This is a genomic window from Fervidicola ferrireducens, from assembly GCF_001562425.1.
Lineage (GTDB): Bacteria > Bacillota > Thermosediminibacteria > Thermosediminibacterales > Thermosediminibacteraceae > Fervidicola > Fervidicola ferrireducens.
On sequence record NZ_LOED01000026.1, the window covers coordinates 1 to 24,773 of the forward strand.

30 protein-coding genes, 5 tRNA genes and 1 CRISPR repeat array are annotated in these 24,773 nt (G+C 46.4%); of the genes, 34 read left to right on the plus strand and 1 reads right to left on the minus strand.

The features are described 5' to 3' along the window. Positions 1-79 precede the first annotated feature (79 nt). The 6 genes from AN618_RS09235 (at position 80) to AN618_RS09260 (ending at position 8,883) form a co-directional block, all read left to right on the plus strand. On the plus strand, positions 80-1,264 hold the full coding sequence (locus AN618_RS09235) for an N-acetylmuramoyl-L-alanine amidase (protein WP_066354215.1): 1,185 nt from the start codon (positions 80-82) through the stop codon (positions 1,262-1,264). A 416-nt stretch (positions 1,265-1,680) separates the two neighbouring features. Then, complete coding sequence (locus AN618_RS09240) at positions 1,681-2,247, plus strand: copper amine oxidase N-terminal domain-containing protein (protein ID WP_066354218.1); 567 nt, start codon at positions 1,681-1,683, stop codon at positions 2,245-2,247. A 193-nt stretch (positions 2,248-2,440) separates the two neighbouring features. Then, positions 2,441-3,280: a hypothetical protein gene (locus tag AN618_RS09245; protein ID WP_157081695.1), complete on the plus strand. Its 840-nt coding sequence runs from the start codon at positions 2,441-2,443 to the stop codon at positions 3,278-3,280. A gap of 282 nt (positions 3,281-3,562) precedes the next feature. Next, complete coding sequence (locus AN618_RS09250) at positions 3,563-4,117, plus strand: copper amine oxidase N-terminal domain-containing protein (protein WP_066354222.1); 555 nt, start codon at positions 3,563-3,565, stop codon at positions 4,115-4,117. 104 nt (positions 4,118-4,221) lie between these two features. Beyond that, complete coding sequence (locus tag AN618_RS09255) at positions 4,222-6,876, plus strand: PQQ-binding-like beta-propeller repeat protein (RefSeq protein WP_157081696.1); 2,655 nt, start codon at positions 4,222-4,224, stop codon at positions 6,874-6,876. A gap of 128 nt (positions 6,877-7,004) precedes the next feature. Further along, positions 7,005-8,036: a CRISPR direct-repeat array (repeat unit 29 nt; unit sequence GTTTTGTCTTAACTATGTGGGATGTAAAT). Between the two features lie 511 nt (positions 8,037-8,547). Next, the gene (locus AN618_RS09260) at positions 8,548-8,883 is read left to right on the plus strand and encodes a hypothetical protein (protein ID WP_066354226.1); all 336 of its coding nucleotides are present in this window, start codon (positions 8,548-8,550) and stop codon (positions 8,881-8,883) included. Here the strand turns inward: AN618_RS09260 and AN618_RS09265 are convergent. Then, on the minus strand, positions 8,850-9,392 hold the full coding sequence (locus tag AN618_RS09265; protein ID WP_066354227.1) for a hypothetical protein: 543 nt from the start codon (positions 9,390-9,392) through the stop codon (positions 8,850-8,852). The genes AN618_RS09260 and AN618_RS09265 overlap by 34 nt on opposite strands. A gap of 691 nt (positions 9,393-10,083) precedes the next feature. On the opposite strand from AN618_RS09265, the gene AN618_RS09270 reads away from it, so the two are divergent. From AN618_RS09270 to AN618_RS09400, 28 genes are all read left to right on the plus strand, one after another. Next, on the plus strand, positions 10,084-10,413 hold the full coding sequence (locus tag AN618_RS09270; protein ID WP_066354230.1) for a hypothetical protein: 330 nt from the start codon (positions 10,084-10,086) through the stop codon (positions 10,411-10,413). Between the two features lie 18 nt (positions 10,414-10,431). After that, a complete protein-coding gene (locus tag AN618_RS09275) occupies positions 10,432-10,680 on the plus strand; it encodes a DUF3467 domain-containing protein (RefSeq protein WP_066354237.1) in 249 nt (82 codons plus the stop codon). 28 nt (positions 10,681-10,708) lie between these two features. Continuing rightward, entirely contained in the window at positions 10,709-11,050 is a 342-nt protein-coding gene (locus tag AN618_RS09280; protein ID WP_066354239.1) for a hypothetical protein, read from the plus strand. 73 nt (positions 11,051-11,123) lie between these two features. Then, positions 11,124-11,384, plus strand: a complete 261-nt coding sequence (locus tag AN618_RS09285) for a stage V sporulation protein S (protein ID WP_066354311.1) — start codon at positions 11,124-11,126, stop codon at positions 11,382-11,384. A 69-nt stretch (positions 11,385-11,453) separates the two neighbouring features. After that, complete coding sequence (locus AN618_RS09290) at positions 11,454-12,047, plus strand: metallophosphoesterase family protein (RefSeq protein WP_157081697.1); 594 nt, start codon at positions 11,454-11,456, stop codon at positions 12,045-12,047. 44 nt (positions 12,048-12,091) lie between these two features. Beyond that, the gene (locus tag AN618_RS09295) at positions 12,092-12,298 is read left to right on the plus strand and encodes a hypothetical protein (protein ID WP_066354244.1); all 207 of its coding nucleotides are present in this window, start codon (positions 12,092-12,094) and stop codon (positions 12,296-12,298) included. 68 nt (positions 12,299-12,366) lie between these two features. After that, positions 12,367-12,642 (plus strand): DUF2325 domain-containing protein, encoded by a 276-nt coding sequence (locus AN618_RS09300; protein WP_066354246.1) that lies wholly within the window; start codon positions 12,367-12,369, stop codon positions 12,640-12,642. A gap of 2 nt (positions 12,643-12,644) precedes the next feature. After that, the gene (locus AN618_RS09305; protein ID WP_066354247.1) at positions 12,645-13,706 is read left to right on the plus strand and encodes a ParB/RepB/Spo0J family partition protein; all 1,062 of its coding nucleotides are present in this window, start codon (positions 12,645-12,647) and stop codon (positions 13,704-13,706) included. A 14-nt stretch (positions 13,707-13,720) separates the two neighbouring features. Further along, positions 13,721-14,707 carry a S1 RNA-binding domain-containing protein gene (locus AN618_RS09310; RefSeq protein WP_066354249.1) on the plus strand — a complete coding sequence of 329 codons (987 nt, stop codon included), beginning with the start codon at positions 13,721-13,723 and terminating at the stop codon, positions 14,705-14,707. Positions 14,708-14,750: 43 nt separating this feature from the next. Further along, the gene (locus AN618_RS09315) at positions 14,751-15,509 is read left to right on the plus strand and encodes a hypothetical protein (RefSeq protein ID WP_157081698.1); all 759 of its coding nucleotides are present in this window, start codon (positions 14,751-14,753) and stop codon (positions 15,507-15,509) included. 579 nt (positions 15,510-16,088) lie between these two features. After that, positions 16,089-16,164 (plus strand) — tRNA-Thr (locus AN618_RS09320). Between the two features lie 15 nt (positions 16,165-16,179). Beyond that, positions 16,180-16,259 (plus strand) — tRNA-Cys (locus tag AN618_RS09325). A 23-nt stretch (positions 16,260-16,282) separates the two neighbouring features. Then, positions 16,283-16,358: transfer RNA gene (locus AN618_RS09330), tRNA-Gln, on the plus strand. 14 nt (positions 16,359-16,372) lie between these two features. Continuing rightward, positions 16,373-16,449 (plus strand) — tRNA-Trp (locus AN618_RS09335). Between the two features lies 1 nt (position 16,450). Next, positions 16,451-16,526, plus strand: a tRNA-Thr gene (locus AN618_RS09340). Between the two features lie 46 nt (positions 16,527-16,572). Continuing rightward, positions 16,573-17,487, plus strand: coding sequence for a hypothetical protein (locus tag AN618_RS09345; RefSeq protein WP_066354261.1), 915 nt, complete (start codon positions 16,573-16,575; stop codon positions 17,485-17,487). A 725-nt stretch (positions 17,488-18,212) separates the two neighbouring features. Continuing rightward, positions 18,213-18,419, plus strand: coding sequence for a hypothetical protein (locus AN618_RS09355; RefSeq protein ID WP_066354265.1), 207 nt, complete (start codon positions 18,213-18,215; stop codon positions 18,417-18,419). A gap of 196 nt (positions 18,420-18,615) precedes the next feature. Further along, on the plus strand, positions 18,616-18,936 hold the full coding sequence (locus AN618_RS09360; protein ID WP_066354266.1) for a YddF family protein: 321 nt from the start codon (positions 18,616-18,618) through the stop codon (positions 18,934-18,936). Positions 18,937-19,093: 157 nt separating this feature from the next. Further along, entirely contained in the window at positions 19,094-19,333 is a 240-nt protein-coding gene (locus tag AN618_RS09365; RefSeq protein ID WP_066354269.1) for a hypothetical protein, read from the plus strand. A gap of 75 nt (positions 19,334-19,408) precedes the next feature. Next, the gene (locus AN618_RS09370; RefSeq protein WP_066354273.1) at positions 19,409-20,095 is read left to right on the plus strand and encodes a hypothetical protein; all 687 of its coding nucleotides are present in this window, start codon (positions 19,409-19,411) and stop codon (positions 20,093-20,095) included. Between the two features lie 2 nt (positions 20,096-20,097). Beyond that, complete coding sequence (locus AN618_RS13135) at positions 20,098-20,271, plus strand: hypothetical protein (RefSeq protein WP_157081700.1); 174 nt, start codon at positions 20,098-20,100, stop codon at positions 20,269-20,271. A gap of 75 nt (positions 20,272-20,346) precedes the next feature. After that, positions 20,347-21,456, plus strand: a complete 1,110-nt coding sequence (locus AN618_RS09375) for a hypothetical protein (RefSeq protein ID WP_066354275.1) — start codon at positions 20,347-20,349, stop codon at positions 21,454-21,456. A 32-nt stretch (positions 21,457-21,488) separates the two neighbouring features. Next, entirely contained in the window at positions 21,489-21,884 is a 396-nt protein-coding gene (csx15, locus tag AN618_RS09380; RefSeq protein ID WP_066354276.1) for a CRISPR-associated protein Csx15, read from the plus strand. Positions 21,885-21,935: 51 nt separating this feature from the next. After that, positions 21,936-22,109 carry a hypothetical protein gene (locus tag AN618_RS13335; RefSeq protein WP_187694915.1) on the plus strand — a complete coding sequence of 58 codons (174 nt, stop codon included), beginning with the start codon at positions 21,936-21,938 and terminating at the stop codon, positions 22,107-22,109. A gap of 89 nt (positions 22,110-22,198) precedes the next feature. Next, positions 22,199-22,759 (plus strand): hypothetical protein, encoded by a 561-nt coding sequence (locus AN618_RS09385; RefSeq protein WP_066354280.1) that lies wholly within the window; start codon positions 22,199-22,201, stop codon positions 22,757-22,759. 165 nt (positions 22,760-22,924) lie between these two features. Next, a complete protein-coding gene (locus AN618_RS09390; protein WP_066354285.1) occupies positions 22,925-23,830 on the plus strand; it encodes a DUF6744 family protein in 906 nt (301 codons plus the stop codon). Positions 23,831-23,859: 29 nt separating this feature from the next. Beyond that, positions 23,860-24,249, plus strand: a complete 390-nt coding sequence (locus AN618_RS09395) for a hypothetical protein (RefSeq protein ID WP_066354286.1) — start codon at positions 23,860-23,862, stop codon at positions 24,247-24,249. A gap of 105 nt (positions 24,250-24,354) precedes the next feature. After that, positions 24,355-24,699: a hypothetical protein gene (locus AN618_RS09400; protein ID WP_066354288.1), complete on the plus strand. Its 345-nt coding sequence runs from the start codon at positions 24,355-24,357 to the stop codon at positions 24,697-24,699. Positions 24,700-24,773: the final 74 nt, after the last annotated feature.

The window sequence follows — 24,773 nt, forward strand, 5'->3', positions numbered from 1 at the left end:
ATGGGTATTGTTATGATTTGGAGCAGATAGAAATTAAAGGCATATTTCCTCTCCAACCTGTAGAGGTTGGAGCCTCCATGTGCCGATAAGAAAAGGTGAATCCATATTGGAAATAGTGAGATACACCTTGTACATCCCGGGGGAGAGGGGTGTAGAACTGATGACATCTCTCAGGAACGCCTTTCTCTCCGTAATCATAATAACCGTGGTATTGTTTGTCTTTAGCTCAGAAGCAGCTGCAGCCCAGCAGACAGCCTTCTTTGTCGGCTCCAAATGGTACACAGTCGACGGCCAATCCCTTAAGATGGACGCCGCTCCATTTATTCAAGAAGGGCGCACTTTCGTCCCCCTCCGGTATTTGGCCTATGCCCTGGGCTTGACGCCAGGAAATATACTCTGGTCGGACCGGTCACGGACGGTCACCTTATCAAAAGAAGGCATAACCGTAACTATGTGTGTCGGAAAGAAAGTCCTTTATATCAACGGCTGCCGGGTTGAAATGAATGTTGCCCCGGTTGTTATTCCCCCCGGCCGCGTCTGCCTACCAGCCCGCTTCGTTGCCGAGGCTTTTGGTTACCACGTGCGATGGAATGTCACGGCACGAGCGGTAATCGTGGTGCGGCGGGATATTGCAGCACGAGCAACACCTGGAGAAGGATTAAGCCTTATCCGCCCTTTCTTTAAGGTTGTGCTCGATCCCGGCCACGGAGGACACGACCCGGGTGCAGTGGCCGGTTCACTCCGTGAAGCCGACCTGATTCTGGATCTGGCCCTCAAGGTGGCACGTGAACTCGAGCAGCTGGGAGTAAACGTTCGACTGACACGGCAAGAAGATCGGTATATTTCCTTTTCCGAGCGTGCTGCTCTGGCTAACCAGTTAGATGCGGACCTTTTTGTGAGCCTGCACTGCAATGCAGCCACGAATTCGACTGCACGTGGGTTCGAAACTTATATCCACTCAACTGCTGATGCCTCCACTCGCAAGATGGCCCGAAAGCTTCATGAAAAGCTCGTGGCTTTCCTGAGCCAGTACGGTGTACCGGATAGAAGGGTAAAGGAAGCTGATTTCTATGTACTACGCCAAACCCGCCGTCCGGCTACTCTTCTGGAATGCCTCTTCATAACCAACACTGAGGACGCAAAACTCCTGCAGGATACGAACTGGCGAGACCAATTCGCCAGCGAAATTTCCAGAGCTATAGTTTCCGCACTGGCAGAAAAATATAACGCTCCACAACCCCTTCCTCTTCAGGAAAGGGGATAACCGGAGAATTGGAGACAAAATAATATCAACCAGCTATTGACAAGCGGACGGCTTTGTGCTATCCTAAAAACAAAGCCAACTTAAAACTGGGGAACAAGGTGGGGAACAAGGCCCCGGATGGGTAAGTCTGTGTGAAATCAGGGGGTGGTACGCGCGTACCACCCCTTAAAATTTTTGAGAAGGAAACCAGTTGTGCCGCATCACCCCCTTCCTTTGCGGTGTGGGATTCCACACCGCAAAGCACTGATACCTCCAGACAGGGTTGGAAGGTTTCGACCCCTTCGCCTCTTAAAATGTATCTCTGTCACTCACCTTAGAAAATCAAATAATTTTCACCAGGAGACCGGCAGGAAACGCCGGTCTCTTTGTTTAAGTATATATAACAAGAGCAAAAATTTAATGCGGAGGTGTTTTTCATGCTGAAGATGAAGAAACTGTTTTCTATGTTGCTGGTTGCTCTCTTTGTGTTTTCTCTAACTGTTGCATATGGCGAGGAAACTAAAACAAAGTATCCCAACGAAGTAATGGCTGAAGTGGGGCCAGATAGCCCTGCGTATGGGCCGAATACGAAGGAAGGAGAATTCATTGACGAGACTAAAACGGAAAACGAAAGTATAAGTAAATCGCCGAATGAAATCACGGTATTTATAGACGGGAGACAGGTTAACTTTCCTGATACTAAACCGTATATCAAGAATGGTCGGACGCTGGTGCCGATAAGGTTCGTCTCTCAGGAAATGGGAGCTAAGGTAAACTGGAATAATACGAAAAGAGAAGTGTTGATCGAGAAGGGCGGAAAGAAAATCTCTCTCAAGATATGGAGCAAAGAAGTATACGTCAATGGTACCAAGAAGGTGATTGATGTACCAGCAGAATTGAAAAACGGGCGCACGATGGTGCCGCTCCGATTTATAAGTGAAGCTTTTGGGGCCAACGTGCGGTGGATCGATGCTGAAAGAAAAGTTGTTATTAACACGAAATAGCTTATAAAAACAAAGGATGTTCTAAAGCAAGTCAATTCACGTTTTTTATATTCCGCTCATGAAAATATGTCTCCTTCATATGTCCCCGTCAAACGTAGACGTTAAAGGTAGAGAAGAAATCACTTATTATATTTTTCTGCCGGTAGCTCAAAAATGTCTAGAAAAAAAGAAACAAGGAGGGATGAATCAGAATATGAATGAAATTTTTGGGCATATAAAGAAATTACTCTTTCGTATAAAAGATCCTGCTATATTAATGGGTACTCTCTATTTGTGTAGTTTCTTGCTGCTCTGGCCTTTTTGGACAACTTACCACGGCGGTCCTCTAGATAACTACCAGTTAATGTTACTAAGTATAGTAGCTGTTGTCCTGGTACATATCTTTCTTAACTGGACATATGTCGTAATTGTAGCTGTTCCTGCTCTAGCAGCTGCTGTTCTTTTTGGTGTAGGCGCCGCTATTTGGATTTTTAGCCCTACTTACATCGGAATAATATCCGGAATATTATTACCTTTTACAACGTTATTCGGGTTAGATTCATCCAGTTCTGCAATCATATCGGGTATAGGCGAAACGGTATCAAGGATTGGGCAATTTATGATGATACTAGCTGGTGGTTTATGGTGGCTTGTGGAGAAGGCTAAGGATGTTAGGCAACCTGCACTAGTGTTTTATCTTATGGGCCTTGCAAGCTTTGGCTTTTTGTCTAGTATAACATCAGCACAAGCCTTGTTAGCTTTTTTGTTTTTCTGGCTGGTGGTAGATGCAAAGCTACGAAATGTAGAGATTCCCACTATCGGAATGATTTTTCGGGTGCTCACTACTATTGCGATAATATTTAAGATACCCTTCCTGCCAGTGCGGTACAATGGAGTTTTGGGTGGTTTGGTTTGGGGTTACAAGATGTGCCTGACTGGAGGGCTGCTGGCTATAGTCTGGAAGGCTGATCAATTGGTAAATCTGCTGCCCGAAAAATTTAAGCAATACGGAGTACATATAGTTTCAGCCGCGGAAAGGGTGATAAAAATATAGGGGGATAGGGGGAGAAAGTTGTTTTTAATTTAAAGAGAGAAGAAGGGAGATTAGGGGGAGCGGAAGAGTATAACAAAAAAGCGATAAAGGTCACATAGGGGATAGAGCGAACCTATAAAAGCAATAATATTTTGAAGGAGGAAAGCAAAAATGAAGTAGCGGGTATAATAGACGAAAGGCAAAAACTAGAAGTACCGGAAGGGGTTGCTGCTTCATGTTAAGCAGATAGAGGTAATTGGAGAAGCTGACTTAAAAATAATTAAGTGAAGGAGGTATGTGAAAATGAGAAAAATTATACCACTTTTTCTGATTGCTTTTTTAGTATTTTCTCTGACTGTCGCGTATGGCGAGGAAACTAAAACAAAGTATCCTAATGAAGTAATGGCTGAAGTGGATGGTTACTCTACTCCTCCCGAGGGCCCAGAAGGAGAATTCATAGACGGGACTAAAACGGGAAACGGAAATACAAGCAAATTGCCAGGTGAAATCACGGTATTTGTTGACGGGAGGCAGGTTAACTTCCCAGATGCCAAGCCATATATCAAAAATGGTCGGACCTTGGTGCCTATCCGATTTGTCTCGCATGAAATGGGAGCGCAAGTGGAATGGAATAATGCTAAAAGGGAAGTAATTATCGTGAAAAATGGGAAGAAAATCACCCTCAGGATAGGGAGTAAAGATGTATATGTAAATGGGACAAAGAAAACAATAGACGTACCGGCAGAACTCAAAGGTAATCGTACAATGGTGCCATTAAGATTCATCAATGAAGCCTTAGGAGCAAAAGTAAGTTGGAGCGATACAGAAAAGAAAGTAACTATTATTACAACTCATTAAAAAAAATAAAGAGCAGAAAAGAAAAGGAATTAAGCGGGACAACCCCGCTTTTTTTTATTTTGCTATTAATACGAAAAATAAAAACTGAAGGGGGGTTAATTGTTTTGCACAAAAGATTACTTGCTCTATTTTTAGTCATTGCCCTAGTACTAACAATAACGCTTCCGGCCTATGCCAAAGATATAACCGCTTTCGGATTTGACGACAACAGGCAAAGGAGGGCAAGTGGTGAAGGATATCTATTGAAGGCAGGGGAAGGCGTCAAACTCGAAGAATTCAACACATTCTGGCCTATTTGGGAGACCAATAATGGGGATGCCTATTTTGTAGGCAAGAGCTACAGTCAGCCATTAATCCTCAGCCCGGACAAATTTGCGGGAACAGGGCTGGATGTAAGCCGACCGGTAGTCATAATATTTGCAGCTAACCGTTTATATGCTTTCGAAGTGCCCGGCGTAGATCCGACAATGCCGCAGGAAGGTCGGCACTGGGTAGTAACGGATCTGCTTTGGGGGCCGATAGCCCTGCCGGGCGGTGACTTCAACCAAGAGCCTTCGGCAAGCCATCCGACATACTATCAAGATTCTAAGGGGAATAAATGGATATACGTGGGAACAGCGGATGGAAGATTGGCAATAGTCGATTTAAAAGGTCAAGTTGTCCGGACAATTAACCTCGGCGGCCACCGTATCACATCAGCGCCACTTGTAACAGAATATATGGGGCAGACCATAGTAATAGCTGGAGGAGGTTCTGATGAGAAAGTTTATGTTGTAACAAATCTTGGTAAGCAAAATCCCAATGTATATTCTTGGCAAATCGGAGGTGCCGTAACGAGTTCTCCTGCACCACTTTACGACAATGCAGGCAAAGTCATAGGTTTCGCTATAGCCAGCGATGGAGGAAGCGGATCGGTTAGGTTATTTGAGTTTTCTAAAATACTAAAGCGTGACGCTAACGGATGGCTCGTAAAAGCCGGAAATAACGCTATCAATTTTACTTCCGGTATGTCAGGTATTCCGGCCAGCTTCGCAGTAGAGGGGAAGAGTATATATTTCTCCGACAAAAAAGGTAATTTTTATAAACTAACCTATCAGTATAGCAGTAACGGTATTACCAATGCAAAGATAACGAAACTCCCCGCCAGCGCCGAATTCTCTCACCCCAACACCTTCATCAACCGCTCACCGGCCTTGGACAGCAAATATGTCTACTTCCCGATAGTCGACTACAAAGGCCAGGGCAGAGGCATGGTGGTAGCAGTAGACAAAGTTACGGGTCGGAGGGCGAAAACTACTAAACTTTTCCAGTCCAGGGCAGTCACAGCACCGGTAATACTTGAGGATGCCAACCTGCTCCTTGTAGGTACCGAAGACGGTTGGATATCGATGCACCAGCTAGACTATTCGGCTAACTCGGCACTCATGCCTCAAGTAGGTGCACGTCAAATGGCAGTACGGGAATATAAGAACCTGCCGCGGGCATATGCAGAAGGACTTTGCTCGGAAATATCGGTGGCGAACGGTTGGCTTGCAGTAGGTGGAACACTTTCTGCAAACCTAGCTAAAGAGCGTGGCGAAGTCTTTCTGATAAAACTTTACGAAACAGCGCCGGACTTTATAATCGACAAAATAGATCCGGGCACAAGCAAGGCTGAACCCGGCAAGACATATCGAGGTGTAATCTACGCAAGAAGAGCGCCTATCCTACCTGGCAAAGATGAATCTGAATGGGGTACCGGTATAGTGCCGGTAAACATTGAAAGCCACAAGAAAGTGACGCTGAAGGGTAATTTCGATGCGAAAGATACCAAGAGCGTACTTCAGGGTCTACAGGCAATAGAAACGCTGGTAAAACTGCAGCCGGGAGAGTCGGTGCAAATACCTTTCGAATGGACGGCACCGATGGACAAGGATACGGCAATTATCCGTGCGGAAATCAACCCGCTAGAAGAAATCAATTATGCGTTTGGGGAAACAACAACATTCAGGATGTATTTCGAACGCAACTACAACAACAATGCAAAGATGGTCACTGTACCTGTGGAGCTAATAGACCTTATCGCTTCCAAAGGTTCGGGCAAGAGCCAATTGAAGGTCGGCGAATCGGGCACATATTCGGTCATCGTCACCAGCACATCTAGCACTCCAATAACCACCGACCTGGTATGGCGGGTGAACGGCAAGGTCGTGAAGAGCACTCAGATAACCGTGCCCGCTGCGGGCGGCAAGGTGACGGACAGCTATACCTACACGATGCCCGCTGAGAACGCCGGGAGGACGGTAACGATTGAGGCAGAAGTGAACCCGAACAGGAACAAGCCACCGAAAGAAAAAAGCTTCAGCAACAACAAAGTAAGCTATGCAGTGGAAGGCGAAGTGATAGACCTCATAGCTCAGCAGGGTGAATACAATCCTGCCTTGATGGTGGGCGAAAGCGACTACTATTCCGTGGTAGTCAAAAATGCTGGAGATGTCCCGGTGACGACGGACCTGGTTTGGCGGCAAAACGGCAAGCAGATAAGGGAAATATCCATCACAATACCTGCGAAGGGTTACAAAGAAGACAGGATAAAGTTTACCATGCCACACATCAAAGAAGGAAGTACGGTAAAACTTGAAGCTGAAGTCAATCCCTACAGGAACAAACCACCGAAGGAGAAAACCTTTGCCAATAATAAGGCCACATTCCCGGTGGAATGCCTTGGCGTGGACCAGAGACCGCAAACGGGCGGAGGCAATCCGTACCTGAGTAAATAGATAAGAAGCGAGGCTTTTAAAATCATTATCACAAGAACTGCCGTCGACCTCCAGGGATTTTACGACTACCGGAGGTCGACGGCAGACTGGATGACAGAAATGGCTTTACATCAAGGTTTTCCCTTTTGGTTTTGTCTTAACTATGTGGGATGTAAATCCCGGAAAGCTACGCGATAAAAGACACAATCTATGTCGTTTTGTCTTAACTATGTGGGATGTAAATGCCTACATCGCTGTCAGCGTCCTTGGTGGCGATGCGTTTTGTCTTAACTATGTGGGATGTAAATTGCCGTCGCTCTTGCCTTCATCCTTGCCGCTGTGCCGTTTTGTCTTAACTATGTGGGATGTAAATGTGTATCAGCAATATTCTCCGGGCCAACAAATAGAGGTTTTGTCTTAACTATGTGGGATGTAAATTTGTGGGTACGCTAGGTTGAAGATGTAAACTTTGTAGTTTTGTCTTAACTATGTGGGATGTAAATACGCCAGGAGTGTCTCTTTGCCACTCGACATTGTCGTATTCGGTTTTGTCTTAACTATGTGGGATGTAAATCGGGATAGACCAGAGGAAACAGACCGGCGGCAGTAAGTTTTGTCTTTACTATGTGGGATGTAAATTTTGCCGGAGGGCGGGGTTGGATTCGATGGCGTCGGTGTTTTGTCTTAACTATGTGGGATGTAAATTCCTTTTGTCGGACTTGAATTGAGGGCCGTATAAGGTTTTCGTTTTGTCTTAACTATGTGGGATGTAAATAGCACCCGGTCGAACCAGCGGAGGACTTCAGGCTTGCGTTTTGTCTTAACTATGTGGGATGTAAATTGAGGATAGGGACGGTTTATATCAATAACGCCATAGTTTTGTCTTAACTATGTGGGATGTAAATAAGAGAGGCGGGAGCACCTATATCAACTCTGATTATGTTTTGTCTTAACTATGTGGGATGTAAATGTGGATGACACGCGAGGAGTTCCTACACGCAACCCGAAGTTTTGTCTTAACTATGTGGGATGTAAATTACTCTTTTTGTAAATCGAAGAATTCTCTCTTTAAGTTTTGTCTTAACTATGTGGGATGTAAATTGTGGGATGTAAATCTCTGGAGAACGCTTCGCTCTTTTCTCCCCCCACCGATTTTGTCTTAACTATGTGGGATGTAAAGCAAGATTTTGAAGTTTTGAGGTTGAAACTTTGCCAAATTTTATCTTAACTATACGGGGTGTAAAGGAAGATAAGGGGTCTCGAATTTATAGCTATTCTCAAGTTTTATCTTAATTATGTGGAATGTAAAGGGATGCGACCACTTCGTGATTGACAACACTTGCTTTGTCAGTTTTATCTTAACTATATAGGATATAAAGGACCTGGTGAGGGACTTAATGTGATTTAAGAATGTGATTTGATAAGCGGTAGGTAAAAAGTCAACTACCCCCGCTTGTAGAAGCGGGGGCTTGTCGGCAGGAGTGAACTGCTGACAGGTCTGCCACCGGCAGGTAGTTGGACGCGGGTGTGTGGCAGCGGGACATGACGCTCCGGGACGACACTCCCAGTCCCGGGAGACAGCGGTGAAATCCCGTAGCCTTACACGGGGTGCTGCCGTACGCCTCAGGAAGCCCCACCACCTTTCAAAAAAGGTGCCCGGATCACAGGGCTCCTGCAAGAGGAGGAGAAAAGATGGTATTGTTCACCGCTGACAAATACGGCAGGCCAGGCCATCCGACGAAAAGGTTCGACATGATAAGGAAACTGAAAAAGCGGGGTGGGGTAAAGATTATTGGTGGAGGAGCTTCCGGCAAGCCACCGGTAGTGGTGTTCCTGGACAGGGAGTTCGATTACTCCAAAACAGTACCAAGGAAATTCATCATAGCTCTTGACCCAGGATACAACTATATAGGGTTTGTTGTGTGCGAAATGAGAAAGTGGAGACTTCTTGCTATTTTTTTGTTAAAGCCTGCCGCTTTTGTGTATTCTTTTTATTACTTTTCCCAGGTAATTTTATACTTTTTGTGATGAAGTATTTTTATAATCCTTTCTGCCCGTTTTTTGGCGACAGTAGCGACAACTTTACTATTAACATTTGTTCTGCGTTTGATTCTCTTTTTCTCTTTTCCTGTAAGAATTCTATATCCGGTAAATATAAAACGCAAAATGTCTGTTGAGATGACAGTCAATAACACCAATATTCTATCGGAAAAAGGTATGGGTTCTATTAATGGAGATGACGGGAGTTTATGAAATAAATTTTCTCTTATCAAATGTGTTTTTAAGATTATTTTATCCTCGTTCCGAGCTGCTTCTATAACTTTGGGAAGGGCCTCATGTATAAGGTCAATATATAATTTTCTTATAGCATCATCAGGACTATGAGTGCATAATAGCAAAAAAGACGAAAATATTCTTTTTTGGAGGTATACATAGTGACCAATTCTTATACAAGAGAAATAACTGCTTACTTTACAAAGATATTCCAACGAAATCGCAAAAATAATGAAAGAAATAATAAAAATGATCAAAACCATTATGAACATCCTCCTTTGTTTCTAATGTATGAATGTGGGAAGTTTGAATTAATAATTGGGATAATAGGGCTAACAATTATTCATCTTGTGGTTCAACATTTGTATTCTATATCGTTATTGCAATTCCTCCGGGGCTTCTTTTGGCCGGAAATGTTATGTATAAAATATTCTGATACGCTAATGCTTTTGGGATATCTAATTTGGGTTTTCGTGGGCTTTTTTATTTTTGGATTAGCCATTCTTGTGAAAAGTTTTATAAATAACTATTCAATAAAAGTTTTTGTCACTTATACTGCTATAGTTCTCATGCTTATAATGCCCGTATGCACTTATATGAAGTGGGCAGCGTATTACCTAAATAGCATTTGGTTGCTACGTATAAGTTTTTGGGGTTATATGTTCCTCTTTATTTGCTATTTTTTGTACCGTATTTTTGTTGATATATAAAGATTTTTCTGGTAATCCCAGTTTCGATTCTCTCATTGACTGCCATCCGTACCTATCGACGCGGAACAATACAGGGCGGTGGGAGCGCGAAACAAAACACTCTCACCGCTTCTTTTCGTTTTTACAATGATTAGGATAAAAGGGGTTGTGGGAAAATGCAGGAATTAAAGCTATGCAACCGGATAATACGCGTGCGACTGATACCCTATAGAGTACACGGTAGAGTAGAACACCTACTGGTACAATGGCCTTCTTAATGGACGACCTAGAGATAGAAGTAGGGCTGAAAGTGGTCAGGAAGAAGAACGGACGGTGGAAAGTGGTCGAGCTGCACCTGCCCGCAGAAATATCAGAAGAGGATTTTGAGGATATCACTTCTTGCTGGTGGTATGCCTTTGGACAGCGGGCTAATCGGAAATGCCCGTCGATAATTGCAGCTTGGGAGTTTAATGGAGATCCGGCATGGGTAATGGCATGCCAGCAGCCCAATCATGAAAAACAAAAATCGTTCAGGATCCAGCTAAAAGAACTGGTGATGACAGAGGACCTTTTGGATAATTGGGATAACAGATAGATAACAGGGGGTGTCTTTGTGCAGGAATGTGGTAAACCAACCATCTACGCAAATGTAATCTCGGTCGAGACAGCGCAGTCCGACTTTTTGATACGCTTCGGCATCAAAAAGGATCGCCGCAGGGATGTATCGGAAGAAGATTTTGACCTTAATGTCATCCTGAGTCCCCAAACTGCGAAAGAATTTTTAAACATACTGACCAATGGCATAAGCCAGTATGAAATGTTGTATGGGCCAATCACAAAGAGTTCACCTCACCGGAACTAAAACCCTGCTTTGAAAGGGGGTGATTAGGGTGAAGAAAGCAGTAACGTTGGGTATTTTAACAGCATTTATTCTCACCGCCATTGCAGGAACCGTAATGGCCGCCCAGCCGGATGCCGTAAAAGGGGTCAAAGCTACCCTGACCGGCAAGGTGGTGTACTCCTCGATCGAAAAACCGCACTACGAGCTGGTAACATCGAAAGGGACGTATGTCCTGACGGGGGCTGCGGACTTCAAGGCATACGTCGGCAAAACGGTGCGCGCTACGGGAACAATATACAATGTGTTCAACATATACATGCGCGGACCTATCTTCGTGGTCCAGAAAATTGAACTCTTGGATGCCCCTATCTTTGTCAAGAATCTCAAGTAAATTCTCACAAGTGCAATTGTAAGAATTCTTACTAACAATGTAAAAATATTAAGCTACAGGAGGGATGTTTTTCGTGGAAACCTTAAAAGTATCTGCCAAATCTAACCCTAAATCTGTCGCCGGTGCAATAGCCGCCGTGCTGAGGGAAGGAAAGGAGGCGCATGTCCACGCAATCGGGGCCGGTGCAGTTAACCAGGCGGTTAAAGCAATAGCCATCGCACACGGTTACCTGGCGCCGAACGGGAAGAACATAGTAACGGTGCCTGCATTCGTCGATGTGGAAATAGACGGCGAAGAGAGAACCGGCATGAAGTTTATAGTAAGAGCTTCGTAAGGGAAACCCTGGCATAAAGCCAGGGTTTTCTGTTGTACTAAGAAGAACTCTGGGAAGGTGGTCTCTGTGGTGTTTCTATGTATGGCCGACCTGCACGGTTCCATGCCGCCGATATCCGGATTTGCTGGCAGGCCGGATGCAATTCTACTCTTGGGTGATTTGGAGTGGGCAGTAGAAAAAATAGCAGAAATATTTCCCGATGTGCCTATGTTTGGTGTCCCCGGTAATCACGATTCCCGTATAGACCCGTTCTACGGCATTCCCGTAGAAAACCTGCACGGGCGAGTTGTGGAATTCCGGGGGGTAAAGATAGGCGGACTTGGAGGGTGCCTGCGGTACAAGCCTTTTGGGGGCTACCTTTTCTGGGATGAAGAGTACAGGGAAATATTGGAGAAAATGCTTCCAGTAGACATCTTGATTTCTCACTGCCCTCCCGCAGGGCTTCCGTGGTGCGACCCACCATTTCGCCGTACGGCCTACCACGAAGCCCACGAAGGTTCCGCTGCGATGGCGGAATACATTTTAAGAACTGACCCAGCAATAGTGCTTTGTGGGCATCTCCATATTTCGGCGGCGGCCAGGATGGGCAAGACGCTGGTACGGGTGATACATGGCGTGGAGCAGTTTACATGCCACCAGTTGGATCAACCTCATGTGGTGTAGAACTTTTCAACTTTTAAATGGTAAAGGAGAAATGAGGTGATAAAATGTTCTGGGATTTCGAAGATATTGAGGAACTTATACCGCAGATTTTCTATGCCGGACATCCGCATGATGTAGCCTATATAAAAGGGGATCCGGAATACGGCTTGAGGAGATTTAAGATCTCGCCTGATTTAGAGTTTGATTGGGGACAGGACGAGGGAAAATCTTTCATAGACTACTTGGCAGAAATTCTGGATGATTCAGAATAGCAAGAGGAGCCAGGAGGCTCTTTTTTTTATTATGGAACAAGAAATGCACGGGGGAAGGAGATGGTGAAATGCGATGTTTGATAGTCGGCACCGACCATCTCGGTGCGGCACCAAAAATCCTTAGAGAACACTTTGGCGTTGACGAATTCATCCACTGGGACGGACGCAAGCAGTTCCTCCGATGTAGCCTCCAGAACATCGACTTGATAGTCATATACGCAGGATTCATTAACCACTCGGCTATGTGGCAAATCAAAAAGATGGCAAAGAAGCTGGGGAAGAAGGTTATATACGTCAACCGGGGACTGTCGGAATTGCAAAAATACCAGGGGAAGGTGGTGTAACGGTGGGTGTAGGGGTTAAGGAAATACCGATCGAGAAGCTCGTAGAACGTCCGACCAACTTCTTCCGGGCATTAACGGAAGATGAAATTACAGAATTATCTGAAAGCATAAAGTCAATGGGCATACTTCATCCGCTTTTGGTGCGGCCGCTTTCTGACGGCAGGTATGAGGTTGTATCCGGTCATCAGAGGAAGAAGGCGGCAGAGAGGGCTGGGTTAAAGACAGTGCCGTGTATCATAAAGGAAATGGACGACGACGAGGCGGAACTGGCGATGATAGATGCGAACCTGGAAACGCGGCAGTTAAGCACGATGGAAATGGCAAGGGCAATAAGGAGAAAAAAAGAGCTGCTGGGGATAAGACGTGGTAGACCAGATTTAAATTCTGCACAGTGTGCAGAATTATCCCAGAAATTGGGAATATCTGAACGCCAACTCCATAAACTTGATAAACTAAACGACCTTATTCCTGAATTCCAGGTAATGGTGGATGAAGGCAAGTTAACGCTGTTTACCGCTGAAAGGCTTGCCGGACTCCCGCAGGAAATGCAGAAGGCTATATTCGATGTTTTCGGAGAGGAGGTGACGTCATTAAGTAAGGATGAGATAGCCTGGCTTAAAAAGGAAAACGAAAGAGGATTTATGGTGCTCGAGGTACTTCAGGAGAAATTGAAGGAAACCGAAGAGCGCCTCGAAGAGTTCAGGAAGCTCTATGAAAGCAAGGAAAACCTGGAGAAAGAGATAAAGGAACTGCAGAGGAAGAAGAGGGAACTGGAGTATGACATAATGGACAGGGAGAATGCCCTGTCGGAGATGGAAAAGAGGGCCGTGCGGAAGGGCACGGCGATACTGGAACTCCTGAATCAGGCCTGCAGGCCGATACAGGCCGTGAGGCCCGAACTTGAAGTGTTGTTTGGCGAATGCGGTACGCTGGACGAAGGGATATCGGTCTACATCCTGCGCTGGGCGGAGGCGTTAAAAGATACCGCCCGATTTTTAGAGGAATCAGTGAAGCAATTATCTTCTCAAAAAGCTTCTCTCCTAAAAATCACAAAAAGCATGTAAAGGAGTGGTCATAGGTGGCATTAGCTAAAGGTCTTTTAGCCGAAGGATATTTAGGTGAAAAGAAAGAATTAGCTCAGGACCCCTGGCCTGAGCTGTATGAAGCGATGAGGATGGGACTTATAATGCAGGGGAAGGTATCGGGTATAGAGAAGGATAAAGAGGGCACGAAGTTTGTGGTGTTCCTGGGGCCGATAAAAGGGATTATACCGGAGAGCGAGCTTGGCGGCAGTGAGGGAGAAAGACCTCAGATAGCACTGGGTTCCACAATCGCCTTCAAGGTAAAACATTGCGACAGGGCGAACAACATCGTATACCTTTCCCGCAAAGACGCCATCGAAGAGATGAGTGGCCGGACGTGGCAGGAACTCAGGAATGAAGCGAAAGAACTCATCTCTTTGTCCAAAAAGGTCAGGGAACTGCAGGCGAAATTAAACCCGCCAGCGAATGAAGGCGAGGAAGCCGCGGCAAAAGCTGAAATTTCGGACGAAGAGAAGGAGAAGATACGCCAGAAAATAGCAGAGCTTAAGGAGAAGATGAAGGAAGTTGGCCCCGTGAGGACGTGCGTCGTGAAGCACGTCACCCGCCGGGGTGCCTACATCGACATAGGAGGCGTGCAGGGGTTCATACCGAGGAATGAAATCAGCTGGGGCTATGTGGAAGATCCGAAGGACTTCCTGCAGAGGGGAGATGCGCTCGACGTTAAACTCATAGACATAAGCGAGGAAGGGATAACCGCAAGCATTAGGCTCTTATTGCCGGACCCCTGGGAAAACGTAGAGACAAAGTATAAAAAGGACGGAGCCTACGTGGGTAAAATAGTAAAAGAAGTCACGAGAGGTATGATTATAGAACTCGAACCCGGAGTGATGGGGTTTGCACCGCATCTTCCTTTCGGCAATCCGTTCCCGGGCAGCGAGGTGCTGTTCAGGGTGCGGAAAATCGACCCCGAAAAGAGGCGTATAAGGGGTATAGTGGTGAAGGTTTTGAGGAGGGCGGGTTAAAAAGGCCCGCCTTTCTCTGTCTCTTTTTGTCTTTTTAGGAAAGGTGGTGGTCGGGATTGAAAAAATGAGTATACCCCTTCATGAGGGCACCGGCCCTTTTTCCGGCACTGCAGACGGCCTCATGCAAGCCAAAATAGTATCTTACGGCAGGAGTTACGGAATAATAACGTCCGAAAGCGACGCAAAAGTATTGAAAGCACTTGCGCTGTTGAAAGCAGCATCCCGGCACCAGATAGGCGAATACACCGGCCTCAGCCAGCATGCCCTGAAGACATCAATGCCGAGGCTGCTGAAGCTGGGATTTATAGATGCGATTGAGACGGGAAGAACCCCTCCCATATATGTATTAGGCCCTGAAGGGTTAATCCTTTTCAAGAAAAAGGCTGAGGAATGGCATATATTGAAAGCGTTCAGGATAGCGGCGGCGAACCAGCTTTTCTTGAAACTTCGGCCCGTATTAAGCGGTGCAGTCAGTTATGAAGTCGAACCCCATCAGGGTCTTACAGCTTCAATAAAGGCAGGTGATACCGAATTTGGCGTGATATCTCCTCGCGTATGGCCCGGCGAAGTGGACTGGTGCAGGGATATGGTGGATATAGCGCCGGAAGAGGTTAGGCTCGTGATAGTGGCAGGGTCGAAGACGTTAGCGGAAGAGTGCTGCAGGGTGATAAAAAGCCCGCGCCCCATAAGATTTACCTGGGACGGCCTTTTGAAAGACGGCGCAGTGTTCTACAAGAAGAAGGGGAATTTTTTGGTCCAGGCGGAAGATTTCCGCTTGACAGAAAAGAGTGAAGTGGTATAATATAAGCTGGAAGGTTTATAAAACCGCCGCGGGAAGACCCGTCTCCTTTAGGGGACGGGATGGAAGCGGCTGTGCAAGTATCTCCAAGGGCCGCTTAAGCGGCACCTGGAGTAGTCGGGACGGAAGTGACGGTCCCCTCCGGGAGGCCCTCCGGCAACGGGTCAAGAAGGGCCGCTCGCACCGGTGTAACCCGGCAGGTGCGCGCACCTACCGCTAGGAAGCCCTACACCTTTAGGTGTAGGGAGGAAGTCACGTAGGGTTGTTGGGTTTTTGGCATGACCGAAAGCCCGCAAGTATATCGCTGAAGTGGGAACAAGGCGGTATATTTGCGGGCTTTTTGTATTTATTCGGCCGCTTTTGCCCGAAGGTCGCGCGTTCCAATATTCCTCCGGCATGACCGGACGGTACAAGGGACTCATTTTATCCTTTCCCTTGCTTGTGAAGAGTCCCGCACCGTCCGGCTTTTTTCTGTACTCATTGCCTCTTCACCAGTTTTTTCATTCCTTCTCCGGTGCGACCGGAGAAGGTGGGATTGGCAAAAAAAGAATGCTTTTGCGGGGCAACCGCAAAATGCCAAATGCCGGTATAGCTCAACAGGTAGAGCGACCGATTCGTAATCGGTTGGTTGGGGGTTCAAGTCCCCCTGCTGGCTCCATACTTCCTTCTTGACGGCGGCATGGCCGAGCGGTAAGGCAGGGGTCTGCAAAACCTCTCTATTTATCCCCGGTTCGAGTCCGGGTGCCGCCTCCAATTTATCTTATGGGGGGATACGCACGGGGATAGCCTAGCAAGGTAGGGCACCGGGCTTTGGACCCGGCAGGGCAGGTTCGATCCCTGCTCCCCGTGCCACTGTATTTTATTGCGGGGGAGTAGCTCAATTGGCAAGAGCGGCGGTCTCCAAAACCGTTGGCTGCAGGTTCGAGTCCTGCCTCCTCTGCCATGCCGGTGTAGCTCAATCGGTAGAGCGACCGACTTGTAATCGGTCGAATGGGGGTTCAAATCCCCCTACCGGCTCCATACTTTTGTGGGTGCTGCCCAATGTCTGATTGGAAGGAGGTAAAGTATGGAAATTGGCATGATAAGCGGCGTAGTGAAGGAAGGGGATGTACTCGTAATTGAAGGTGGCGTGCCAAGACACATAATAGTGCCGAAAAAACGCGCGGACGTTGTAGCGGGTGCTTACGCAGCAGTAATATCCGACCATCCAAACACGGTATATATCGACGCGAAAGAAGTCGCTGAAGAAGACGTTCCTAAAATAGAAGAAATAGCTAAAAGGAAACTCATTGAAATTGTTAAGGCAAATGCAAAGCTCATAGAAGAAGCCGAGTTGGACAAAACAGCTGCGAAACGGCCGTCCGCAGTAAATATTGGCAATACCAAACACGGAAATAATATCGGAAATAACAAGGATAATGGACAAAACTTCAAGGGCAGTAAAGATACAAGCAAGGGTAATGCTGGCATTGATACGCCGATGAAGAAGGCGGATAACGGTATTGCGAAGGTAAATGTAAAAGTGCTCTCACTTTCGGAGCCTGAATCGGGGCCCGAAAGCGAGCCGGTGATAGTAGCCGAAGTTGAAGGGCCAAAAGGTAAGTTTAAGGTAGTTGCGAGAGGCAAGCACGCCGAGCGGCTAATAGCGTTAGAGGGCCAATCGGCATGCCTCTGGATGGGCAAAAGGGTTGATAGAAAGTATGGTGCTTACGAAGTTGAGGAAGTGCATTTTTCAACGAAGAGGGCCACGGTTGACACAAAAGTAAGCTGTGTAGACGGTGATTACACTGCTGAAGGAAAAGAAGGACAACAGGTGCCAATAACAGCTTTCGACATAGAAACTATCCAGAAACTTGAAGAAGTAGCTAACACGGGACAAAAGGTGCAGCTGATTTTGGAGCACTCGGAAGCTGCTCAGGGGAGTTTTGTGGTGACGGAGGTGCTATCAGTAGAAGCAAAACCTATTGAAAAAGCATCCTAGTTCGAGCGCTTACGTTGTGGCATAAGGTATGCAAATTTCGGCGGCACCGAGCCAGGCGGGAGGCACGAGAGCCGAACGAGGTATTCCGCGTTCCGGTGGTGCGCAGGGCGCGGCCGTGTTAGTGCCTCGCAACTGCGGGGACGAAAGCCGAGCAACCCGCTGCGGGGTCTCGGTACGGAGGGGAAAAGCGGCGCTTTTGCGGTTGTGCGTCAACAACCGGCATTTTTACTTCCCGCCGGTCGGAATAAGAGGTTCGATTCCTCTCAAGCAAGCACTTGTCTAGCAAGTGTTTGCTTGATTCGCACGCACGGTGCGCGGCGAGCTGGGAAACCGGCCGTACCGCCTCAGCGGGCTATCAAAGAGGCTGTGCTGCCGGGCGAGATCCCGGCTAGGCGTCGGCGTAAACTCTGCGAGAGGTGAGCCGCGCCGAAAAAGCCCGGTGGTAAGGGTACCTGAAAGAGCGGGTTCGATCCCCGCCCGGGTGACATTGCCTTGTACCACAACTCAGGCGCTTTAATTGCAGTACATTACTGACCTTTTGAAGCAAAGTTTTAAGAGGAGAGGGAAGCGACTTCCCTTTCCTCGCGTGGAGTAGTGTTGTTTATATAAACCTGTTGCCTCAGCTGGCATGACTGGTAGAGGCACCTTATAAAAATCAGTAAGCACCCCACATGATGGAGGTGCTTTTTAGAATTTATAGAAGTATTCGATGGGAGGATAATGGCGTGAACGTAAAAACGTTGTTTCTTGAGATGCTCCGGCTTGGCATTGAAAATGCCGAACTGGAAGACGGTACTTGTATTGAAGGTGTTCACTTTGAGCCTGGCAGGTACCCCTGCGCCTGTCATGGCTCTATAGTTGGCATTGTTAATGGCCAGGCGGTGCGATTTCCGCACCGCCTTGGCTGCCAGCATTGCGGCGGGTGCGAGTAGGCACCCGCTCTTCGGTGTGTGCGGAACCATAGGGGAAGGAAAAGAGAATAGCTTTTCTTTTCTCCCTACCTCGCGTGGAGTGGGGTTATTTATATAAACCTGCTGCCTCAGCTGGCATGATCGGCAGAGGCACTTTAGAATCAAGTAGGCGCACCACGTGATGGAGGCGCCTTATATTGTAAGGAGGTGGCCATGGATGTTGTATATCCTAAATGTTCCCGTTCTGACCGATTACGGGACTTTCAGATTCAAAAAGATTAATGTCGATGAGGCTAAAGAACTTCTCATCGACAGCGGCGGTTTCATTTCGGCCGTAGGGCATGAGGGGACCGCCCAGGTAATGAGCGAATTGTTGGGGGTGGAAATACCCTTCAATAGGATTCAGGTCTCCATGAAGGTTGGGGACAAAGCCCTGGTATTCAGGCTGCTGAAGAGGCTGCCTGAGGGAGCGGTTTTGTCGAGAGACGAGCTACTTGCACTTCCTTTTGAGTTAGGGCTGCTTGAGAGGATTGAGTAGCCCTCTATGTACAAGCCCAAAATGCCGGTTAGGGGTTAATCCCAGACCGGTTCCTTTGATTAAAATCTTCCCGGCGCCCCGGGGGAAACGGGGGCGGCGCTACTGCAAGGGTGCCGCCCCCAGCGGCTCCTCTGCGGTGGCGTGGACGGAGGTAAAAATGAAATGGGGATTTCATGTGGTCAATCTGTATGGGGTGAGGGTGAGGACCAGAAACATGTATGATAAGGACACATTGGCTTCGTCGAATGAATGGGCTGTAAGACGATGCGAGGAATTGAAAGCTCAAGGGATTGAAGCAAGAATTGTGCGCACTCGAAAGAGAGAACCTTTATGCGTCGTATACAGGCTCACCCCCGAAACCTCAAGGATTGTAGGGAATTCATTAATAATAAAGTAGCGGTCTACCATTAGCGGTAGCCGCTTTAAGGGTTAAGTTGAATTATTAAAACTAAATTAACGGAGGTTGGTAAAGATGTCTGCGGTTTCCGTTATTTCTTATGAAACCATTAAGAATGCCGTCGAAAATAAGGCAACTACTGCTGAGGAGATGTATAAATCAATGGCAGCCCATAAAAGCTGTTTGTCAGTCAAAATTGCACAAATTTCGGAAGAAATAATCAAAGATAGGAAATATGCAGACCCATTTTATTCTTTGGTTAGTGCGGCGGTTAAAGGAGAATATAAGGATAATCCTCGCTACCGTAATATCAGCACCTGCCCTTACACTTCCGAAGATATCCACTCGTTCCGCTGGCATCTTGGCAGAGCAGTTGTCGAGTTTCTCAAAAATGAACCAAATATAACGAACACACAATGTTTTAAAGCATTAGGGATTACAAAGTGGACATATTATAATGCCGTGAAAGGCTTCTACAAAAAAAGAAAGGTATACTATAAAAGGCAGAATAACACTGCAAAACGTACAACGCAAGAAACTGAACAGGCAATACTTCGAACTATAGAACAATTAAGGGAGCAAGTAATAACCCGGATAGGGCGGTATGAAGATGAGATTAAGACGCTGAAGGCTGCTAACGCAAGTCTTGAAAATGAGTTAGAGAAACACAGAAAACTGGTGGAGACGATGCAGCAGCTCATTACCAACCTACGCAACGAACTTAATGTCGAAGAAAAGGAAGATAAAAAGGAGAGTGCGTAAGCATGCTCAAAAGAAAGACGAAAAGATTGGTAAAAAGGTTGATGGCACGTGCCACTCGCCGTGCCCTGAAAATGAGCGTAGAGATTAATTATACCACTGCCAAGATAGTGGGGCGCCACACCTGCGGCCATTACGTTGAGCGCCGCGGGACCAAAGGCGGCCTCTTGATAGATTAACAAAAAAAAGTAGCAGCCGCTGTCGGTAATAAAAATGCCGGTAGCGGCTGCTGCGTTGTTAAGGAGGGTATTTTAATGCAGGTTAAAGACCCTTTTAATGGTATTGCCTTTCCCGGCGTTAAGAGGGACGTAAGGGAATGGCTCTCGTCGCAGCCTGACCCCTACAAGGCACTGGTGAGGTACCTTATGACCGGTAAGCTAACGAAAGCAGAGAGCGATAAGCCGGTATCGGGGCGTGATGACTCCTGCGGGGTATACTGGCATATAGGACGTGCAATTACCGAGCTGGGATGCAAAAGCGAGGAACACATTAACAAGATAGCAAGAGCCGCAGGTTACGGTCCTTCATACCTAAAGCTGATGATCGACACGTATAAATTTTATCCTAATGGAGTGCCCGAAGAAATCAAGAATACCATACAACTTCGTGAAAGATTGAAGAAATACCGGGATTTGGAAGAAGGTTTCAAAGAAGAGGACTGTAAAACTGATGCAGCAAGGCTGCTTGTGAAATTCAGGAACCGCTTCAACCTGACCGGCTTAGAACGAGAGCAGGCTTTGGAAAAGATGAAGGAAGCCCTGAAATACCCCGACCCGTTCGCAGCATTTTTAAGCCTTATGGTAAAGGGACGTCCCATTGAATCAGCGTATGTTACCGCTCTCGAAGCGCCATTAAAAGACGAGGCAAAAGCCTTTAAATGGCATATGGGACGAGCAGTCTACGAGCTGCTTAAATACGGACCGACTATAAAATTCAAAGATATCTGTCGTGCTTGCGGACTTACAGAAGAAGTGTTGTCCCATTATTACATGACATATAGGGAATTCCTTACTAGAAAAATGAGAAAGAGTGACGAAAAGAATGAAGAAGCATATAGCGCAGCATGCCAGGAACTTTCGATGTATGCGCTAAAGAAGGGTAAGCCGGTGCCAAACAAAGTTATTGACACCGTTGCAGAAGCCTATGGTGTGAGCCCGAACGGGCTCAAAAACCACTGGGCTAATTACTGTAAAGAAAAGCTGCACCCGTCACTCCAGGCGGTCATCGAAATGTATGAACAAAAGGTATCCGAACTACAGAGGAAAAACGATGAACTCATGGAGGAAATCGGACGTTACAGAGAACGCCTCGCCAGGGCATCAGAACTGCTGCAGCGATTTGAAAACATGCTCAAAATAGCATGACACAATTCGCTAAAAAGGGGGAAGGGGTACCTATGATCTTGCTCAATTTTTCCGGCCACCCTGCACCAAGGGGGACGGAAGATATGGAAGTAATCGACATGCCTCTAGTGATAGCAAACCCTTTGCCCTCGGAGATCAGTGAAAAAGCACGGGCCGTAGTTGACATGGCCTGTCAAAATGAAAAGGTACGGGAATGCATCGCTAGAGGTGAGTATCAAGTCCTTTTACCCGGCTATTCTCCCCTTGCCGCTGCTCTCATATCGGAGCTGGCCGGTAGGACGGGAAGACTCCCTACCGTAAGGTGGGCAATAAGAAGAAAGGACAAGTATTACATCTCTCCTCCCTGCAGGCTGCAGGCGAACAGGACGGCGGCGAGGGCGAGGAGGGCTATCAATTCCGGACTTTGTGCGGACGGAGCGGGAGCCTGAAGCGGCCCGCTCTCCCGCTAAAAAATCTAAAAAACTAAGGGGGTCTTGATAATGGCACTGGAAGCCGTATTTGAATATGAAAAGGAGACCAAAAACACCGTCCGCTTTGCGGAAGTAATTGGAGAAAATCCTGCAATTGTGGGGACTATCTATATACAAAAATTTGCACTTAATAAACTGGGCAATCCGAAAAAGATCAAAATAACAATAGAAAAAGCAGACTGATCATCGGGCGATACACAAACACGGCCTCTCTATTGATTCACTAAATTTCAAGAGAGGCCGTAGTATATTTTAAAAGGAGGAGTAATTCAATGCAAAATGTAAAATGTGAAAAGTGCGATAGGCCAGCCAGGTTTGCGACATTCAAGGTGCATAACCAAATACTATGCCATTCATGTGCTCTAGGTGTACCGTATGATCTGAAGTTCAGGGGTGAGACCCCCTTAGCCGACGCACTACCCAATACACCAGAACCAGGACCGTTTTCAATCAGGAACAAAGATATAATATATGCGTTCGAATTCCAGATGCGCCATGATCCTGATGAATGCATTGCTGAAGTTGAACCGGAATTTCTATTAGGTATGGGCACTTCATGCGGACATGTGGGCAATCGTGCGTTTCAGAAAGATGTTATTGACATCCTAAAGAAGTACAATATTAACAAGGTCATAGTTGGCATGGACTACTACGAAGACGAGGGCGAATATAAAGTATTTGCGTTCTTCCTCCCAATATCGCCGCAAACACATCCTGACCGCTCATTGCGATGCCGAATAGTACGGGAAATGGAAACAGCTATAGAAAAACACGAGGGGGCCGCTTATGCAGATCCTGACGCTAGCGGATGGTTGTTCTTTGTGAGTGAGTAGTTGCAAAGAAGGGAGACAGCATCATGCGTCCATCGGTTCGGGAAGTATTGAAGGTGGCAGAACTGATCGGCCAGGCTAATACCGTTCTGGGTAGAGTTTATGAAATCCTTATTAAAAATAATGCCTGCTGACGAAATCAGCGGGCATTTTGAGGGGGGGATAAAAATGTTGAACCTCCAAATAAAGGATTTGGCCGCCGTTGACGGGATTAACGGAGGAAACGTTAAACGAAACTTTCTTGGGCATCTTTGCTGGTATACGATTTACGACGTGAAGGTAACGAGGGACGAAATGATTAAAAAGTTTGCTGAAGCGGGAATGCCAGCGAAGTACCTGCCGAATCCCATATCAGCCGTTGACGCATTCAGGCGGGCGACTGCGGAGTTGGAAGAAAACCGCCTTCCTTCACACGACAAATTTGTCAACTATCTTGTGCGTGAAGTAGTATGTGATAAAAACGTCGTTATACGTCACTTAATAAAGGAAGTTGTCGATGCGAAGAACGTCCGTCTTGAATACAGCAAGGTTGCAGAAATAATTTTCCGCAGAGAAGACGAGAGCATCAAGATCATAGATTATGGTGCGAACGGGAAAGTGGCCAACCTGGAAAGTTTGTATAAAGAGTATCGCAACAGCTACAACGGCCAACACATAAGGCGAATAGTCAGAACCGTGCTGGCAGATATGAACCCGGCAGCGGCAAGACCTTCAGGGGGCGTCTATTTTATACCTCTTCAGTATGAAGAAGGACTTTTTGCACTCGAGAAGCTGGTAAAGCTCCTGCAAGGGGAATTCTTTACCATGCCGGTGATAGACCAGGAGAAATCAAGGGATATGTTATACCAGAAGTTTAAGGAACAAATCAGAGAAAATATAAAGCAAATGGCAGATATTTTAAAGGCAGGAGCTTCCAAAAACGAAACGGTTAAAATCATAAACGAATCGAAAAAGATGTTCGAACAAATCAGGGAATACGAGGAACTATTAAATAGGGATTTAAACGACCTAAAAACCGAGGTGGAAATATTAAAAGACCAGATCGTGAGTTTACGTAGTATAAATATGATATAATAAGGCGAAGAGAAAGAGGAGAGGATAATATGGAAGAAGCAATCAAAGCGGAAAAGGAAACCTCTGCCTCGAATGACGAATCAAAAATATCGGAAATGGGATACTTCTATCTTACCCAGCAGTTTAATTCGCTGATGCAAGCCCAAAGTGACATGCGGCGAGAATTGAAAGCGGATATAAGTGGTTTGCGGAGCGAAATTAATAGTTTAAGAACCGAAGCTAAAACAGAAATAAACGGCTTGAGAACTGAGATATATAATGTAAGGCAGGAATTAAAAGGTGATATACAGGCAGTAAGCGGTAATCTGCAATCACTAAGCAAGGAAATAAACAATCTCAGATTGTGGGTTGCAAGCTCTGTAATGGGCATTCTGGCAATAATTGCGACAATATTGGGGTATTTCATTGTTAAAGGATAATCGGCAGGGTGCTATTGGAACGCATCTCTGCCGATTTTGTTCATTAATAACAAATCAATGGGAAGGAGGTATTGCGGGCAGTTTTAAGGGGCTGCCCGCTTCATTATGAGTATAAAACTTCACATATCTGAAGAAGTTAAAAAGATGCCTATTCCGGAGCTTACTGAAGAACTGCCCGGCGATAGGCTTATAGAGTTCTATAAGAAGCTTGGCTGGGATGGCGAGGGAGAGATAGATCCCAACAAAGTTAAACTGCACCCGGCCGACTTGCAGAAATTATATGTGCGAGAAATCGAACATGCGAAGAAAGTTTATCCCAATGCTTCGGCTGTAGAAATCAACCTCACCGTGGGTATGTTATGGTGCAACAAAGGGCCAAGTGGTTGCGGGAATACCCAAGGCAAGGTTGAACTTCACAAAGGTTGGGTTTCAAAAGCAGGGCAGGCCTAAACGCCTGCCCTGCAAAAATCATTGATTTATTATTTATTCAATAATCACAACCGTTGGCTTTGCTTGGCTTCATT

Bases quoted from the DNA above. Each gene is read 5' to 3' on its own strand.
- AN618_RS09240 (WP_066354218.1), top strand. From the start codon at position 1,681: ATGCTGAAGATGAAGAAACTGTTTTCTATGTTGCTGGTTGCTCTCTTT.
- AN618_RS09245 (WP_157081695.1), top strand. From the start codon at position 2,441: ATGAATGAAATTTTTGGGCATATAAAGAAATTACTCTTTCGTATAAAA.
- AN618_RS09250 (WP_066354222.1), top strand. From the start codon at position 3,563: ATGAGAAAAATTATACCACTTTTTCTGATTGCTTTTTTAGTATTTTCT.
- AN618_RS09260 (WP_066354226.1), top strand. From the start codon at position 8,548: ATGGTATTGTTCACCGCTGACAAATACGGCAGGCCAGGCCATCCGACG.
- AN618_RS09265 (WP_066354227.1), bottom strand. From the start codon at position 9,392: ATGGTTTTGATCATTTTTATTATTTCTTTCATTATTTTTGCGATTTCG.
- AN618_RS09270 (WP_066354230.1), top strand. From the start codon at position 10,084: ATGGCCTTCTTAATGGACGACCTAGAGATAGAAGTAGGGCTGAAAGTG.
- AN618_RS09295 (WP_066354244.1), top strand. From the start codon at position 12,092: ATGTTCTGGGATTTCGAAGATATTGAGGAACTTATACCGCAGATTTTC.
- AN618_RS09300 (WP_066354246.1), top strand. From the start codon at position 12,367: ATGCGATGTTTGATAGTCGGCACCGACCATCTCGGTGCGGCACCAAAA.
- AN618_RS09345 (WP_066354261.1), top strand. From the start codon at position 16,573: ATGGAAATTGGCATGATAAGCGGCGTAGTGAAGGAAGGGGATGTACTC.
- AN618_RS09360 (WP_066354266.1), top strand. From the start codon at position 18,616: ATGTTGTATATCCTAAATGTTCCCGTTCTGACCGATTACGGGACTTTC.
- AN618_RS09365 (WP_066354269.1), top strand. From the start codon at position 19,094: ATGAAATGGGGATTTCATGTGGTCAATCTGTATGGGGTGAGGGTGAGG.
- AN618_RS09370 (WP_066354273.1), top strand. From the start codon at position 19,409: ATGTCTGCGGTTTCCGTTATTTCTTATGAAACCATTAAGAATGCCGTC.
- AN618_RS13135 (WP_157081700.1), top strand. From the start codon at position 20,098: ATGCTCAAAAGAAAGACGAAAAGATTGGTAAAAAGGTTGATGGCACGT.
- AN618_RS09375 (WP_066354275.1), top strand. From the start codon at position 20,347: ATGCAGGTTAAAGACCCTTTTAATGGTATTGCCTTTCCCGGCGTTAAG.
- csx15 (WP_066354276.1), top strand. From the start codon at position 21,489: ATGATCTTGCTCAATTTTTCCGGCCACCCTGCACCAAGGGGGACGGAA.
- AN618_RS13335 (WP_187694915.1), top strand. From the start codon at position 21,936: ATGGCACTGGAAGCCGTATTTGAATATGAAAAGGAGACCAAAAACACC.
- AN618_RS09385 (WP_066354280.1), top strand. From the start codon at position 22,199: ATGCAAAATGTAAAATGTGAAAAGTGCGATAGGCCAGCCAGGTTTGCG.
- AN618_RS09390 (WP_066354285.1), top strand. From the start codon at position 22,925: ATGTTGAACCTCCAAATAAAGGATTTGGCCGCCGTTGACGGGATTAAC.
- AN618_RS09395 (WP_066354286.1), top strand. From the start codon at position 23,860: ATGGAAGAAGCAATCAAAGCGGAAAAGGAAACCTCTGCCTCGAATGAC.
- AN618_RS09400 (WP_066354288.1), top strand. From the start codon at position 24,355: ATGAGTATAAAACTTCACATATCTGAAGAAGTTAAAAAGATGCCTATT.